Genomic DNA, 15,315 nt, shown 5'->3' with positions numbered 1-15,315 from the left:
ACTATGGCCCTGCCGACGAGCCGGGTCGAGGCTTCCTGCATCCTAGGAGAAGCGAGAATGTTGCTCGATTGCATAGGTAAAGCCGACGCGATGACGACACCGACGATGGACCACGCTGACAAGGAAGACTGGATTGCCGCGTTCGGTCCCTTCCGGCTGTCCGCGGCCGAGCGGCTCCTCGACAGGGACGGCGTGCCGGTGCGTCTCGGAGGACGCGCGCTGAGCCTGCTGATCGCGCTTGTTGCTGCGGCCGGTCAAGTCATCGACAAGCGGAAGCTAATGGCACGAGCTTGGCCCGACGTCGTGGTCGATGAGGGCAGCCTTCGAGTCCACATGGTCGCCTTGCGCAAGGCCCTGGGCGACGCCGCATCCGACGCCCGATACGTGACGAACGTCGCCGGCCAGGGCTATTGCTTCGTGGCGCCCGTCTCATACGTGTCACGGAACCAATTGCTCGGGCAAGCTCCCGCGCGTCCGGAGCCGGCCGCGGGACTGCCGGCTTCGGCTGCACGTGTGGTGGGCCGTGACGACACCATTCGCGCGATCCAGGCGGAGTTGCGACAGAAGCGGTTTGTGACCGTGGTCGGTCCCGGAGGCATCGGCAAGACGACGGTCGCCGTCTCGACGGCGCACGCGATGTTTCCGATTTTCGACGACGGCGCGTGCTTCATCGACTTGTGCACGGTCAATGACGCTGCCCTGGTCCCCGGGACGCTTGCGGCGACGCTGGGGCTCGTCGGTCACCTCGGCGACGCTCCGTCGGGGATCGTGAACTTCCTGCGCGACAAGCACATGCTGCTCGTTCTGGACAGCTGCGAGCACCTGATCGGCGCTGTAGCGGCGCTGGCCGATCGGATCTACATGGAAGCACCCCGGGTCCATATCCTCGCGACCAGCCGAGAGTCCCTGCGTGTCGAGGGCGAACGGGTGCACCTGCTGCCGCCGCTCGCGTGTCCACCCGCTGGCGATTCGCTCGGGGCCGAAGAAGCCCTAGCCTACCCGGCGGTGCAACTCTTCGTGCAGCGGGCGGGGGTGAACGCCGGGCGTTTCAGACTCGGCGACGCCGACGCGCCAGCCGTGGCGAGGATCTGCCGGGAGCTCGACGGCATTGCGCTCGCCATCGAGCTGGCCGCCGGGCGCCTGGATGCCTACGGAGTCGAGGGGATCGCCGCCTTGCTCAACAAGAGCATCGCTGTGCTGTGGCATGGTCGCCGCACAGCCGTGCCGCGTCACCAGACGATGAGTGCAGCTCTCGAATGGAGCTACAACTTGCTGACGGAGATCGAGCGCACGGTGCTACGCAGGCTTTCGGCATTCGTAGGAAACTTTTCGCTCGAAGCGGCCCAGTTCGTGGCGGGCGAGCCTGGCACAGACGATGCTGAAGTCGTCGAGGCCGTCGCGAACCTGGTGGCGAAGTCTCTGCTGACCAACGAGGCCCGAGGAAAGGGCATGTGCTATCGCCTGCTGGACAGCACGCGGGTCTACGCCTTGCAAAGGCTGATCGAGTGCGGCGAGTCGACCGCGGTGGCGTCGCGACATGCGGCCTGGTTCCGCGGGGCGGTCGAGCGGCGCGCACTGCCGATATTCGCCACCGAGGCCGAACGAACGCCCCTGCAGCCGACCGAACTGCTCGGCAACGTGCGCGCTGCGCTGGACCGGAGCCTTTCAGATTCCGGCGACATGGACGTAGGCACCGCGCTGGCCGCCGCGGCGGCGCCGCTTTTCCTCGAGATGTCGCTCCTGACTGAATGCCGTGGCTGGATGGAGAAGGCCATCGCCTCGCTGCCGGAGGCCGCGCGGGGGACGCGCCGTGAGATGGAACTGCAAGCCTCGCTCGGTCAGTCGCTCATGTTCACCCGCGGCAACAGCGAGGAGGTGAGGCGCGCGTTCTCGCACGGCCTCGAGATTGCCAAGGAACTCCAAGACTACGCCTACCAGTTGAGGCTGCTCGCCGGCCTCGGCACGTGCCTGCTTCGGATGGGCGATTTCAGGGGTTCGCTCGAGGCCGCACGGCACGCCGACGTGGTGGCAGGCGCCATGCGCGACCCTGTGGCGTCGGGAACGGTGGACTCGATGCTGGGCGTGGCGCTTGATCTGTCGGGGCAAATCGCTGACGCCGAGGTGCACTGGGAGGCCGCGCTAAAGGGCAGCAGCGAGGGCAATCGCATTCGCACGGCTCGCCTCGGTTTCGATCACCGCGTCCATGCGTTGTCCGGCCAGGCACGATGCCACTGGCTTCGCGGTCGATGCGATCAGGCGGCTGTCCTGGCGCAGCACGCGATCGAGCAGGCCGAGTCGCTCGATCATCCCGTGACGCTTTGCATCGCGTTGATTTGGGCCGGGTCCGTGTTTCTCTGGCGTGGCGATTGGTCGCGCGAGGAAAGAATCGCCGAGCGGCTGCATGCTCATGCCACCAAGCACTCGCTGTCGCCCTATGCGGCGGTCGCCATGGGGCTGCGCGGCGAGGTCGCGGTCCGGCACGCGAGGCCCGAGTTGGGTGTCGGGCTGTTGAGCGAGAGCCTGCGGGCCGTGCGGGCCGATCGCTACGATATGCGCACCGGTGTGTTCATCATCGCGCTGGCCGAAGGCCTCACCAAACTGGGGAAGCATTCCGAGGCCATGGCGGCCATCGAGGAAGCGATCTCGCTCATCGAACGCCATGGCGGCTACTCGAACATGCCGGAGGCGCTGCGCGTAAAAGGTGAGATCCTGGCGAGCGCCCCGGCCGCCGACCTGCAATCGGCTGAGCAATGCCTTCTTAACGCCATCGACTTCGCACGCCGACAGGGGGCCTTGTCCTGGGAACTGCGCGCGTCAAACAGCCTCGCGGGCCTCTGGCTACGACAACGCCGGGTTGAGCCGGCGAGACGACTACTTGCGCCAATCCACGGCCGCTTCTCCGAAGGTCACCGCACGGTCGACCTCATCACTGCGCGGGATCTCCTGACGACGCTGGGATTTCCCTTGACTTCCTGATGCGTCGGGTGCGCGGACCCGGCGCCTCGGCCGACGGGGCCAACTCTTTCAGCATGCGCGCGGCCGACTGCAGGTCCGGGGTCATGAAACCCTCGGTGAACGACTGATGGGCCGCGACGAGCACGCGATGAGCCTCGTCACGGTGGCCCTGGCCAGCGCGATGGCGCGCGAGCGTCATGGATGTTCGCAACTCCCAGCTCAGTGCGTGCTGGCGGCGGGCACAGTCGAGCGAACGCGTCAGCGCGTCTTCCACGCAGGATGCGTCGAAGCCGGGCAGCCGCATCAAGGCCTCGGCCCGCATCCGCAGCAATTCCGCGAACTCCGTTCCCTCGGCGCCACCGTCGGTTTCAGCAATAGCGTCGTCGACGACGGTGAGAGCGTCGGCCGGCTGCCCCTGTCTCATGAGGCCATCCGCGAGTGCGCAGGCGGCCCGCGTGAAGAAGAGGAGCTGTCGATGATCCCGCATGCTTTGCAAGGCGGTGCGCAACATCGCGACGCCGCGCTCCATTTCTCCAAGGTTCAGGAGCAGCTCGCCTTCCAGGGCCTGGCCCGTTGAGTGGAACGAAGGCAGCGCGGGCCAGTTGATGTGCTGCGTCAGCTGGGCGAAAGAGCGCCGTGCCGATTCCCATTCGCCGCACCAGAGGAACACCGACGTGGGGTAGAGCAGCGAGAAGCACACGTCGAGCGGCCTGCCGAAAGTCTCTGCCTCGCTGATCGCCTCTCGCGCGACCTGCATCGCGCGGTCGGGGGATCCGCTGAGCCACAGCACGCGGCTGAAGGTCACCAGCGCCCGCACACGATAGTCGAGCCCGAAGAGCTGCAGGTTCCGCGGCCCGGTGCGCCCGAAACCATTCTGGAAGAGCCGTCTCGCCGCTTGCTGATCGCCGATGAAATGCGCCGACGATCCACGCAGCCAGTCGGACATGACCATGAACGAGACATCTTCCGAAGTGCGGGCGACCGCATCCAGCGTTTCAGCCACTTCGCGTGTGCCGAAGAAATCCCCAATCCGCAGGAGATAGATGTGCATTCCCACCATCCATCGCAGCCGGTGCCGGGCATGACCCAGGCGGTTGGCGATCTCGAGGCCGCGGGTGATGGCGTTGCGCAGGTCACTTCCATTGGATCGCGTCCACATCGACGCAATCGCTAGCGTCTCCTGAAGGATCATTTCCTTGCTGGTCCAGCGGTCTGCATCGTCCAGCATCGCCAGGGCCGCCGTGGTCCACCGGTGGGCCTCGTTCAATAGGAGGAGCTGCATGAGGACTGGCGCCGCTGCGGCGGCGAGGTCAACACCCAGCGCCGTGCTCCGTGGGGTATTCGCCTGCTCGCTGAAGCACCAATCAAGGGCCGCCCGCACGTTGCCCAGGTGCTCGGCGAGGGCGAGGGCACGATCGTCGCGATGGGGGTCGATGCCGCCCTCGGCATCGAAGAGCCGCGTGAAATACGCCGCGTGACGTGCGGCGGTAGCCTCCAGTTCATTGCTCTCGTTGAGCTTTTCCAATGCGTAGGCACGGGTGGTCTCCAGGAGCCGGTAGCGCACCATGCGGTCGTTGGCCGCGACGGCGGACACCACCGACTTCGCCACGAGTTCGCCGACATCGATGACAACACTGTCGTTGTCGAAGTCGCCTGAGGACGCTACCGCCTGTGCGGCTTCCAGCGTGAAGGTACCGACGAAGATGGACAGTCGTCGCAGCACCGCCCGCTCGCTGTCGGAAAGCAGATCGTGACTCCAATCGAGCGCGGCATGGAGCGTCTGGTGGCGCTGCGGCGCGGTGCGCCTACCGGGCCATTCCAGGCCGAAGCGGCTGTTCAGCAAGGTGTCGATGCCGTCGATGCCGTAGACGCCGACACGCCCCGCCGCGAATTCGATCGCGAGTGCGATTCCATCGAGCCGACTGCAGATGCTCGCCACGATGGGCGCGTCAGCGTCACTCAACTCGAACCGGGAACCGGTGGCGGCGACGCACTCGATGAAGAGCTTGACGGCCGGGAAGGACTGGGCCGCGGTTGCATCGAGGCGGATGTCGGGCGGCGGGTACTCGAGTGCGGGCAGCAGATAGGTGCACTCGCCGTCGACCCGCAAAGCCTCACGACTGGTCGCGAGGATGTGTACCTCTGGCGCCTCGCGAAAGATCTGCTCGGACAGCGCCGCCGCCGCCCCTATCACGTGTTCGCAATTGTCAAGAACCAGAAGCATTCGCGACCGCCGCAGTGATTCGCGCAACTCCGGCAGTGCGTCCTCGGCTCCGATGGTGAGCCCGAGCGTCGAAGCGACCGTGGAGGCGACATGCGCGGGATTTGACAGGGTGCCCAAGTCCACAAAGCACACCGCATCGGCGAAAGACTCGCGCATGGCGTGCGAGATGGCCACGGCGACCGTTGTCTTTCCCATCCCTCCAGGGCCTACGATCGTGAGGAATCGATGTGCAATCAGGTCGTGGGCGATGGCGCGACTCGCCTCGTCGCGCCCGACCATCTGGGTGAGCAGCGGTGGCAGCGTACGCATTTTGAAGGCGGCACCCTCGCGGGCGCCGGCCCGTACTGGAGAGGACGCGGGTTCGGACAGATGCCGGCGTTGGACTGGTGCGACGAAGGAATAGCCTTGGCCTGCGACGTTCGCGATGTACCGGGCGCCGCCTTCGCCATCGCCCAGTGCCTTGCGCAGGCTGGCGACGTGTGTGCGCAGGCTGCCAGGGCCCACCTCGAGATGGCGCCAAACTCGTGCGATCAGGTCCCTGTGGCCGACGATTTCGCCGGCATGCTCCACGAGCACGATCAGGATGTCGAGCGCGCGGCTGCTGAGCGGGAACGGGACGCCGTCCTTCTCGACGCGCCGCGCGGCGGGATCGAGGCGAAACGGCCCGAAGGAGACGCTCTGGGCACGAGATACGGCAGCGTTGATGGCGACGTTCCCCGGTCCATGGAGCGAGACAGGTGTCGGTGCGTCGCCCGCATTCGCGAAGGCATTCATGGTTCTTCGTCCTTCATCGGAGTGGCAGAGCGCCTGCCACATGCGAGCCTTTCCCGCGGATCACGCGGAGCGGCCGCCCATCACACCCTCGAAGACCTGACGCACCATCGTTTCTACGTAGGCCGTCGAGAGGTCGCTATAGGGAATCATCAGCCGGTAGTACACGGCGCCATAGATGGCGTCCACCAGCGCATCGGAGTCGATGCACGCCGACAACTCGCCATCGGCCTGCGCCTGCGCGATGACGGCGATGGCCTGCGCCCGGCGGGGCGCGATCCAGTTCTCTTGGAACGCCCGCTGCAACTGCGTGTCCGACTGTGCAGCGCCGAGGACGTGGCGCAGCAGATCGCCACGCGGACCCTCGAGTGAGGCAACCAACTGCCGAACAGAGTCGGCGAAGGTCTCCTGTACAGAGGACTTTCGGCGGTAGCGGATCTTGGGACCGACGTCGGCCAGAAAGGCGTCCATCACGATGCTGGCCGCGTTGGGCCACCGGCGATAGATCGAGGTTTTCGCCACGCCGCTGTGGGCGGCAATGCGTTCGACCGTGGCGAACTGGGTGCCCTTTTCATAGGCCAGCGCCAAGGCGGCCGCACGCACCGCCCGCGTGGCGTCGTCGCTCCGCGGGCGGCCGGCGGGCGCTTGGGAACGGCCGGATGCTCGAGGGGAACTGGGCATGCGCTTCGAAGAAACAGGTTGGACGGCAAGCGATTGCTCGGAATTCGATACGATACGTTCCGTATCTTGACCTGTCAAACCCGGCAGTGCTCAAGGCACTCTGGCGCCTTCGGCGATGAAGCTCCTGGCTGCACGAGGCCGCTGCCACGGTTGCCGTCAGTGACGACGGCGAATTCTTTCCAGGCAGCTTGTTCATCAGGTATTCCTTGGATTCAGACGAGTCCCTGAATCTAGGGTGCGCAATGAACGGTGAGTAGTGCCCCGCGTGGACATTCAGAAGTTACAGAGGGATCAACTGCGTGCGGCTATTGCCACACGGTTGCCTTTCTAGCCTCCTGTCAGGGCGCTGTTTCCCGAGACGGTCGCTTCTGAGGGAAGCGTGTACCGACTGGCGTCCGTTCGATTGGCCCGGACCCGAGGCGTCTTGCCTCTCGCCCTATTGAGGCCGAAGGTTGATCTTCTGGGCAATGCTCCGGAAGCGCGCGGTCTGTTCCGTAAGAACACGTTCGGCCTCTCCCAGACTCATCGCCACTCCCGGAACGGAGCCGGCCGCCAACTGCGCTTGTTGAAATTCCACGTCCATCAGGGCGGCGTTCAGCGCCGCGTTGAGGCGCAGCGCATGTTCAAGCTGAATCCTTCGATCTACGAACATGCCGCCCCATATCTCGTAGATGAAGTCGCGAAAGCCCGCGCCCGCCGCTTCGGCGAAGGTCGGGACCTGGGCCAGCTGTTGTAGACGCCGGGTATCGGCAACGGCGTATGCGCGCAGCTTGCCTTGGGTGATCAGGTCGACCACATTGCCAGCAGACGGCAGGATCGACAAATCGAGGTGACCACCCATGAGATCCTGCACCATGGGAGCGACGCCTTTGTAGGGAACGTGCGTCATGACGACTCCCCAGCGCGATGCGAGGTCTTCCAGTATCAAGTGATGGAGGGAGCCGGGACCGATGCTGCCGTAAGTCAGGCTTGGCCTTTGGCTGTCGCGCGCGCGTGCCGCGAGCTGTTCCAGGGATTGGGGTCCGAGGTGCTGACTGCCGACCAGAATCATGGGCGAGTGGCCTGTCACGCCAATGAGGCGAAGCTGTTCGGGCGTGTGCTTGACGGCCGACAGCGCAAGCGGCGCGAGGATCACCTCGCTGGGAGTGCCGAGAAGCATCGTGTAGCCGTCTGGTGGCGCCGACAAAAGCTTGTGAATGCCGATGGAGCCGCTGGCACCACCCACGTTGTCCACCACGAGCGGTTGGCCCAACGCGTCGCGCATTGGCGGTTCAAGCTGCCGCGCCTGCGCGTCAGCGGGGCCTCCTGCAGGGTAGGGGACGATCATGCTCAGCGGCCTGCCAGGGAATGTGCCGGCATGCACGCCGGTAACACCTAGCAGGGCGCTGCCGGCGATCCCCAGGACATGACGACGACGCAGGCAAAGGGTCATGGCCGCAATCCAACAAGTCTTGGGAACAGGAGGCGAGTGCTATGCATTGTGTTCAGTCGTTTTCTTTCCAATTTAACCGAATCCCGACAACAGCTTCGGGCAGTTGTCACGGCATTGGAGATCGGTGCTTCGCGTCGGTGCCTTCCGGGAAACACCGAGGTGAGACAGATCGACCTTCCGACAAAGATCGGCACCTTCTAGCATTTGCTTCAGTGCGTCGCTTCCTGAGCAAAGGCGATACGAGACGCCTGGCGCACAGTCATCCAAAAACGTCCGAAGCAGACGTCCAGCTTCGATTCCAGAAGGTCGTCCATGAACACGCAGCACAGCCCTCCATCCGACAGCTACAAGCATCACAAGCCTCATGGCATTTCGGATCGCCTGGCACTGGGCATTACGCTGACGCTTCGGCTCTTGGCCGACACCTTCTTCGCAAAGCGCTATGGAAACCGCGCGATCGTGTTGGAAACCGTTGCTGCAGTGCCTGGCATGGTGGGCGGCATGCTGATCCACCTGAAGTGCCTGCGCTGGATGATCGACGATGAAGGCTGGATCCAGAAGCTGCTGGCGGAGGCCGAGAACGAGCGCATGCACCTGATGACGTTCCTGGAGATCGCAAAACCCAACTGGTTCGAACGCATTGTGGTCCTGCTGACACAGGCCGTGTTCTGCGTGTGCTTCCTGGCGCTGTACGTGTGCTCCGCCCGCACGGCACATCGGCTGGTGGGTTATTTCGAGGAAGAGGCCGTGGTGAGCTACACGCTCTATTTGAAGGAGATCGACGGAGGCAGGGTCGAAAATGTTGTGGCCCCTGCACTCGCGATAGCGTATTGGGGCCTGGATCAGGACGCACGGTTGCGCGACGTGGTGGTGGCCGTCCGGGATGACGAGGCCGGGCACCGCGACGTCAACCATGCGATGGCGGATTCGCTCGGCAATCCGCAAGGTGCACACGAGGTGTTCTAGGGACTGCGCCGCATACATACCGGAGCTGGAAATGCAACGTTCCATCGTTGACTTCGTGCAGGACGAGGTGTTTGACTGGGTCGCCTTACTGGACTGCGGGCGTCGCCAGCACGTCAGGCACACCCCGCCGCTGGTGTCCCGCCCCTGGGTATTGAGCGAAGAAGGCAGAACAAGCGAGATCGGCGCCCACTTGCAGTGCGTGCGGTGCGAAAGGTTCGAATTGCCGGAGCACTACAAGCCCTACAGGGCCAGTCCGGTTTTCATGGAGGACACTGTTCCCGCCGCGTTGCGCAAGGATCACTCGACCCGAGGCGGCGTTTGGGGGAGGATCCACGTCCTGGAAGGGCGATTGCGCTACGTCGTCGACATCTGGGGCACGGACGTGACGCTCACGCCGGAGGCCCCAGGCATCGTGGTTCCGGATGTGCTGCACCGCGTGGAGCCGATGGGACCGGTCCGGTTCTTCGTCGAGTTTTACGCAGCACCTGATACGTGACGGACGCAACGCAAACCAGGCCTTGCATGAACGACAAAGCAGCAAATATGAGGCGGCTGGTCAGTCGCGACAGTTTGAAAGAACTCGTCGATTGCTGGCCAGCAAGTCGTTCCGCGGCAATGTCTTCAAGAAGCACATGGCGTTGGAGACGATGTCGGAGGCGCACTTTGCCCGCTGGCTCACGCTATGGCACAAGCACACCGACGCGCTGCTACCCTCCGCGGCGGCGCAAGAGCTCCAGCAGATCGCCCACGGCGTTGCGCGCAACCTGTTCTACGGACACCACCAGGAGTTCGCCGGGTTCGTTGTCAAGAACGGGCAGGTCATCGACTGCGTTCGATACGGCCGCTTCCCGGACGTCGAGCCAGATGAGGCTTGACCGAACGGCTGCGCAGAGGTCAGCTATGGCGATCACCCACGCATCATCCGGTCAGGTCGTGAATCTCGGCGCTCTCGACATGCACGCCGAAGAGACCTGTGCACTCTTGAAGGCTCGCGACGTCGAGATCATGTGGCTGGTGCTTCCTGCCGGAAGGCGGGTGCCGTCGCACGCCGTCTCGACATCGATGACCTTGCAGTGCTTGCGCGGAAGGGTTGAGGTGCACCTCGACGGCAACTTGAAGCTGCTCGAGGCCGGGCAAATCATGTACCTCGCTGGCCGCTTGCTGCACGGCCTTCATGCGCTGGAAGAGAGCAGGGTGCTCATGACCCTCGTGCTGCCGGCCAGCCGCACCGATTGAGCCGGGGCGTTCAGGTCCCTATGGTCTGTCAGGCACTGATGGTTGCACGCTCGGATCCTGGCTGTCATGAGGTCGATGAAGACGCGCATGCGTGAAGGCAGGTGTTGCCGGCTCAAGTAGCAGATGTAGTGGCCGCGGTCTTCAGGTGCATACCGCGCGAGGCACGGAACGAGTGCGCCGGAGCGGAGTCCATCGCTGGCCAGGTAGCCCGCCATCTGTGCGATGCCGTGCCCGTCGAGCACGGCCTGCAGCACCAGGCTCGGGTCGTTGTAGGTGATCTTGGCCTGTGGCTGGAACTTCCGGACCTGGCCGTCCACCTTGAACTCCCATTCGTGGATCCGGCCCGCCCCATAGCGGAAGTTGATGCATTGGTGATGGGCCAAGTCATCCACGCTGTCTGGCAATCCGTGGGCGTCCCGGTACTCGGGCGAGGCGCAGACCAATATCTGCATCGGGATGATCTGCTTCGCAATGGTCCGGTCGTCCTCCAGCCGCCCATTGCGAAATGCGATGTCCACGCGGTCGGAGATGAAGTCGGCCGGCTTGTCGTCCAGAAGCAGGTCGATCGACACGTCCGGATAGGTTGCTCGAAACTCGCCGAGCAAGGGGGCGACCACTCTCCGCCCGAAGCCAACCGGCGAACTGATCCGAAGATGACCGCGGGGAGGGCCCTCACGCAGATCCCGCATTTCCTCAATGGACCGGACGATTCGATCGACCCCGGCGTGGCAATTGGCGAAGAAGAGGTCACCTTCGCGGGTCAGCGTGGTACTGCGCGTGGTCCGAAGGATCAGGCGCACGTTCAGCTGGTCTTCGAGCCTTTGGACGCTGCGGCTTACCGCAGAGCGGCCGATGCCCAGGCGCTCGGCGGCCCGCGCGAAGCTGCCTTCGGTGACCACGGCGATGAAAGCGACGACCCCCGCATAGCTCGTGGCAAAACTCGAGGCCAAGGGGTCTGCACGCAGAGGGGTCGGGGCGGGTGCAAAGGGGGCCGAGATGCACGTCATGAAAGCGTCCCCTTAATTTGAAGAGGCATCGATGGCGATGCTGGCACCGTGCGGCGCGCGTCCCGGATGCTCGTATTGAATTCCATGCTTCGCTCCTGCAGATCGAGGGGATTCAATGTCTTCTCGGGACGTGGTCGCACGATGTCGGCATCGCAATGGCACTTCTCAGTTGTCATATTGGAGCGTCGTGGAGGGTGTCATGCAGGAGCTGCTGCATGCATTTGTGTCGGTTGACACACAACATGACCCCACAGACACATTACCGTGCACCTCTGGCGGTGCAATGGCCTTACTCAATTTGACGAAGCGCGTCGGAGCGGCCCTCCGCCATGACCACCGAAAGAACTCCAGATAAAAACAGACGGCTGTTGATCGTCGAAACGGATGACCTCATCCGCGAATTGCTCGTGCGCTGGCTGACCGAGGCGGGCTATCTGGTCGAGATGGACGATTCGACGCCCAGGGGCGTCGCGCTCGTGATCGCGGATGTTCCGAACCCTGCGCAGGCCGCTGTCGCGCTGCGGGCGCTCAGTGTCCGCCATGGCGGCGCTCCAATCCTTGCCATATCGGGCCGGTTCAGGCGAGACGTCGCCGCGTCAGAGGACGCGGCGCGGCGATTTGGCGTCGCCCGAATGCTGCCGAAGCCATTCACGTGCAAGGAACTACTTACGGCGGTCGCTCGGTGTCTGGGCGGCGGTTGAGCGATTGCGTCAGCGCACGATCTCGACCGTCGGAATGAAGATGTAGCCGGCGCCGCGGTCGGTGCGGATGATGGGAGGCCGGTCGTCGGACTCCAGCTTGCGACGGAGCCGACCGACCTTCACGTCGATGGAGCGGTCATAGACCTCGTCGTCATGAAGGCGTGAGAGCTCAAGCAGTTGGGCGCGCGTCAGCACGCGCTGCGGCGCACCTAGAAAGGCGGTGAGGAGGTTGTATTCGCCGTTGGACAGGCCAACGACTTCCCCTAGCGGTGAGGACAGCCTGCGCAAGCCCACGTTGAGTTCCCACCCGGCGAAGCGGTAAGCGCGGACTCCGGACTCGCGGCGGCTTGCAACCTCCCGCATCTTCGATCGGCGCAGCAGCGCGCGGACGCGGGCCAACAGTTCACGCGGCGAGAAGGGTTTCGTCAGGTAATCGTCGGCGCCGAGCTCGAGCGCCATCACACGGTCGGCCTCGTCACGCCTGCCAGTGATGACGATGATGGCCAAGTCGGACTGCTCGCGCAAACGGCGTGCGATCTGGATGCCGTCCTCGTCAGGGAGGCGGACATCGAGAACCAGCAAGTCCACGGCGCTGAGGTTCAGTGCCTCCCTCATTGCCGCACCAGATGCCACAGCGCTGACCTTGAAGTCGTAGTCACCGAGAAAATCCACCAGCATCTGCCGTATCGACGGGTCGTCGTCGACCACGAGAACGTGTGGCGCTACGCCCTGCGCGGGCAATTCCATATTTTTCCTTCCTCGTCAGTGCGCTTGTGTCGGGCCGGACCGGCCACGTTCCGCGATGCACGGATCAGGCCGCAACCTCGCCGCTCAGCGGATCGGAAGTGTAACAATTGGCGAGCCCTGGGCCGTGTATGCTGCCGCGCTATTCGTCCTGTTGGGACGCTTCATGCGCGGTTTCCGCCGCGCAGCCTCGGAGCAAGAAGGGTGCGTTCCAATCCATTTACCCGAAAGAAGGTGTTGTCGGCTGGAGCCGCCTTGCTCGACGAGCGAGTGACGGAATCGGTCGCTGTGCGGTACGCGCTTGCGCCCGCCTGCATCGTGATTGCGGTGCTGGTGCACCTCTCACCCGCCGGCCCGACTCTCAGCCTCGCGGGCCTGTTCGTGTTTGCCGTGCTGGCCGCGGCGTGGTTCTGCGGCGCGGGACCCGGACTCGTGGCTGCACTGGCGGCCACACTCACGCTGCCCCAGCTGATCGAGGTGCCTTATCCGCTGATTGGCGGCTTTCTCGATCTGCCCCGCTTCGTCACGTTCTCAGTCGCGGGACTTGTCATAGGCTGGATGAGCGCTCGGCGTGCCAGAGCGCTGCGCGATCAGCAGCGCTACGTGCGCGCCATGGACGCCAGCGACGATGGCTTCTGGGACTGGATCGTCGCCAAGGACGCCATCTATGCCTCGCCACGTTTGTTGGAGATCTACGGCCTCGCGCCGGGCGCATGTTTCACCGGCCGCGATGAGTTCATCGCACAAATTCCGTTCCATCCCGAGGATCGTGCGCCATTGCTGCGTGCGTTTGCCGAGCACTTTGCCGGCAAGGAGGCGCGCTTTGGAGTCGAGACCCGCTTCATCCGGGACGGAACGACGCGCTGGGTGCAACTGGCCGGCATGGCAGCGCGCAGTCGTTCCGGCGCGGTCGTTCGCTGGACCGGCACGGTGCGAGACATCACCGAGCGCAAGCGCGCCGAAGAGGCGTTGCGGGAGTCCGAGCAGCGCTACGAACTCGCCATGGCCGCGAGCGAATCGGGGTACTGGGATTGGCACATTCCTACCGACACGTACTTTGCATCGCCGAGAGCGTTTGAACTGGCCGGGTTTCCGCCGGGCACGACCTGGGCCGACAGGGATGACTACAGAGCGCGAATCAACATGCACCCGGAGGATTTCGTGAGATGGGAGACCGCGCGGCAGGCATTGTTTGCCGGAACGGGCGAGCGAATTGCCATGGAAGTGCGCTACCTCGTCAATGGGGAGCCTCGCTGGCACAACCTTCAGGCCATCTGCAAGCGCGACGACGCGGGCAAGGTCGCACGGTGGACTGGATCGGCTACCGACATCACGGCGCGCAAGCTCGCGGAGGAAGGGTTGAGGACCATGGAGCGCAAGCTGCGCCGGGCGCAACGCCTCGAGTCGATAGGAACACTTGCGGGCGGAATCGCGCACGACTTCAACAACATCCTCGGCGCGATCCTCGGGTATGGCGAAATGGCATTGCGCGATGCGGCCAAGGGGAGTCGCCTCGCGCGCGACCTCGACAGCATCATGGTCGCCGGCGAGCGCGGACGCGCACTCGTCGAGCGCTTGCTGGCTTTCAGTCGCAGCGCGGTCGGCGAACGTGTGCCGGTCCACGTCGAGGGGGTGGTACGCGAGGTGCTTGACCTGGTCTCGGCGAAGTTGCCTGCGACCGTGACGGTGCACGCCACGCTGCACGCGGGGGCCGCCGCGGTACTCGGCGACGCGACTCAGGTACATCAGGTCGTGGCCAATCTTGCGACCAATTCCATCCAGGCAATGCCGGCCGGCGGAAGGCTGCGCGTCGAGCTCGCCATCGAGCGCGTCGAGGCTCGACGAGCCGGGACGATCGGCGCACGTCGGCCCGGCGAATATGTCGTACTCACGGTCGCAGATACCGGCGCCGGCATCGCGCCGGAGATCATCGATCGCATTTTCGATCCCTTCTTCACCACCAAGGAGGTCGGCACCGGTACCGGTCTGGGCCTTTCCCTCGTGCATGGCATCGTCACCGAGCTCGGCGGTGCCATCGACGTGGCGAGTTCCCTCGGCGCCGGCAGCACCTTCGTTGTCTACCTGCCGCGCTCCGGTGACGCGGCAGAGCCGAACGATCAACAGGAGTCGGCCCCGCCGCGCGGCGATGGTCAGCGTGTGCTGATCGTCGACGACGAGGAGCCGTTGGTGGATCTTGCGACCCGTACTCTTGCGGATCTGGGCTATGTGCCCATCGGCTTTACTTCGAGTGCGGCTGCGCTCGCGGCATTCCGGGAAGACCCCGAGCGCTTCGATGCCCTGATGACCGATGAGCGCATGCCGGAAATGTCGGGATCGGCGCTGATTCGCGAAGTGCGAGGGATACGCGAGTCCATCCCCATCGTGCTGATGAGCGGGTATCTGGGAGCGAGGGCAGGAAAGGCGCGCGAAAGCGGTGCTGCCGACTCGCTGGGTGCAGCGATCGGCGCCGACGAAGTCCTGCAGAAGCCGCTTTCGGCGCGCGACCTCGGCGCGAGCCTGGCCCGGGTGTTGCGAGTCACGGGTTAGTGCGCTGAAGTCAACACACACTGAGCCTGGCCAGTATGGTCACGACGTCTG

Annotated in this window: 12 protein-coding genes; 7 read left to right on the top strand and 5 right to left on the bottom strand. The window is 64.5% G+C overall.

The genetic code is table 11. The features are described 5' to 3' along the window. The first annotated feature begins 3 nt into the window (after positions 1-3). Complete coding sequence (locus tag QTI04_RS12815; RefSeq protein WP_286616010.1) at positions 4-2,976, top strand: winged helix-turn-helix domain-containing protein; 2,973 nt, start codon at positions 4-6, stop codon at positions 2,974-2,976. On the opposite strand, the gene QTI04_RS12810 is transcribed toward QTI04_RS12815, so the two are convergent. From QTI04_RS12810 to QTI04_RS12800, 3 genes are all read right to left on the bottom strand, one after another. Further along, on the bottom strand, positions 2,927-5,953 hold the full coding sequence (locus tag QTI04_RS12810; protein ID WP_286616009.1) for a winged helix-turn-helix domain-containing protein: 3,027 nt from the start codon (positions 5,951-5,953) through the stop codon (positions 2,927-2,929). The genes QTI04_RS12815 and QTI04_RS12810 overlap by 50 nt on opposite strands. 60 nt (positions 5,954-6,013) lie before the next feature. After that, on the bottom strand, positions 6,014-6,631 hold the full coding sequence (locus tag QTI04_RS12805; RefSeq protein ID WP_286616008.1) for a TetR/AcrR family transcriptional regulator: 618 nt from the start codon (positions 6,629-6,631) through the stop codon (positions 6,014-6,016). Between the two features lie 436 nt (positions 6,632-7,067). Then, positions 7,068-8,063 carry a tripartite tricarboxylate transporter substrate binding protein gene (locus tag QTI04_RS12800; protein WP_286616007.1) on the bottom strand — a complete coding sequence of 332 codons (996 nt, stop codon included), beginning with the start codon at positions 8,061-8,063 and terminating at the stop codon, positions 7,068-7,070. Between the two features lie 312 nt (positions 8,064-8,375). Between QTI04_RS12800 and QTI04_RS12795 the strand changes: the two genes are divergently transcribed. From QTI04_RS12795 to QTI04_RS12780, 4 genes are all read left to right on the top strand, one after another. Beyond that, positions 8,376-9,029, top strand: coding sequence for an alternative oxidase (locus tag QTI04_RS12795; RefSeq protein WP_286616006.1), 654 nt, complete (start codon positions 8,376-8,378; stop codon positions 9,027-9,029). A gap of 31 nt (positions 9,030-9,060) precedes the next feature. Then, entirely contained in the window at positions 9,061-9,525 is a 465-nt protein-coding gene (locus QTI04_RS12790) for a DUF3565 domain-containing protein (protein WP_286616005.1), read from the top strand. Between the two features lie 91 nt (positions 9,526-9,616). Further along, positions 9,617-9,904, top strand: coding sequence for a hypothetical protein (locus QTI04_RS12785; RefSeq protein ID WP_286616004.1), 288 nt, complete (start codon positions 9,617-9,619; stop codon positions 9,902-9,904). Between the two features lie 25 nt (positions 9,905-9,929). Then, positions 9,930-10,265 (top strand): hypothetical protein, encoded by a 336-nt coding sequence (locus QTI04_RS12780; protein ID WP_286616003.1) that lies wholly within the window; start codon positions 9,930-9,932, stop codon positions 10,263-10,265. Here QTI04_RS12780 and QTI04_RS12775 read toward each other — a convergent pair. Beyond that, on the bottom strand, positions 10,202-11,272 hold the full coding sequence (locus tag QTI04_RS12775) for a LysR family transcriptional regulator (RefSeq protein WP_286616002.1): 1,071 nt from the start codon (positions 11,270-11,272) through the stop codon (positions 10,202-10,204). The two genes, QTI04_RS12780 and QTI04_RS12775, sit on opposite strands and share 64 nt — an antisense overlap. 329 nt (positions 11,273-11,601) lie before the next feature. On the opposite strand from QTI04_RS12775, the gene QTI04_RS12770 reads away from it, so the two are divergent. After that, positions 11,602-11,973, top strand: coding sequence for a hypothetical protein (locus QTI04_RS12770; RefSeq protein WP_286616001.1), 372 nt, complete (start codon positions 11,602-11,604; stop codon positions 11,971-11,973). A 9-nt stretch (positions 11,974-11,982) separates the two neighbouring features. On the opposite strand, the gene QTI04_RS12765 is transcribed toward QTI04_RS12770, so the two are convergent. Next, a complete protein-coding gene (locus tag QTI04_RS12765; protein ID WP_286603012.1) occupies positions 11,983-12,720 on the bottom strand; it encodes a response regulator in 738 nt (245 codons plus the stop codon). Between QTI04_RS12765 and QTI04_RS12760 the strand changes: the two genes are divergently transcribed. Continuing rightward, complete coding sequence (locus QTI04_RS12760) at positions 12,688-15,264, top strand: ATP-binding protein (RefSeq protein ID WP_286616000.1); 2,577 nt, start codon at positions 12,688-12,690, stop codon at positions 15,262-15,264. The genes QTI04_RS12765 and QTI04_RS12760 overlap by 33 nt on opposite strands. Positions 15,265-15,315 lie beyond the last annotated feature (51 nt).

Source organism: Variovorax sp. J22R115 (assembly GCF_030317005.1).
Classification (GTDB): Bacteria; Pseudomonadota; Gammaproteobacteria; order Burkholderiales; family Burkholderiaceae_C; genus Variovorax.
This window is presented reverse-complemented; position numbering and strand designations above follow the sequence as displayed.

Coding starts and splice junctions, on each gene's coding strand:
- QTI04_RS12805 (WP_286616008.1), bottom strand. CDS start 6,631: ATGCCCAGTTCCCCTCGAGCATCCGGCCGTTCCCAAGCGCCCGCCGGC.
- QTI04_RS12790 (WP_286616005.1), top strand. CDS start 9,061: ATGCAACGTTCCATCGTTGACTTCGTGCAGGACGAGGTGTTTGACTGG.
- QTI04_RS12765 (WP_286603012.1), bottom strand. CDS start 12,720: ATGGAATTGCCCGCGCAGGGCGTAGCGCCACACGTTCTCGTGGTCGAC.
- QTI04_RS12775 (WP_286616002.1), bottom strand. CDS start 11,272: ATGACGTGCATCTCGGCCCCCTTTGCACCCGCCCCGACCCCTCTGCGT.
- QTI04_RS12815 (WP_286616010.1), top strand. CDS start 4: ATGGCCCTGCCGACGAGCCGGGTCGAGGCTTCCTGCATCCTAGGAGAA.
- QTI04_RS12795 (WP_286616006.1), top strand. CDS start 8,376: ATGAACACGCAGCACAGCCCTCCATCCGACAGCTACAAGCATCACAAG.
- QTI04_RS12810 (WP_286616009.1), bottom strand. CDS start 5,953: ATGAATGCCTTCGCGAATGCGGGCGACGCACCGACACCTGTCTCGCTC.
- QTI04_RS12800 (WP_286616007.1), bottom strand. CDS start 8,063: ATGACCCTTTGCCTGCGTCGTCGTCATGTCCTGGGGATCGCCGGCAGC.
- QTI04_RS12780 (WP_286616003.1), top strand. CDS start 9,930: ATGGCGATCACCCACGCATCATCCGGTCAGGTCGTGAATCTCGGCGCT.
- QTI04_RS12770 (WP_286616001.1), top strand. CDS start 11,602: ATGACCACCGAAAGAACTCCAGATAAAAACAGACGGCTGTTGATCGTC.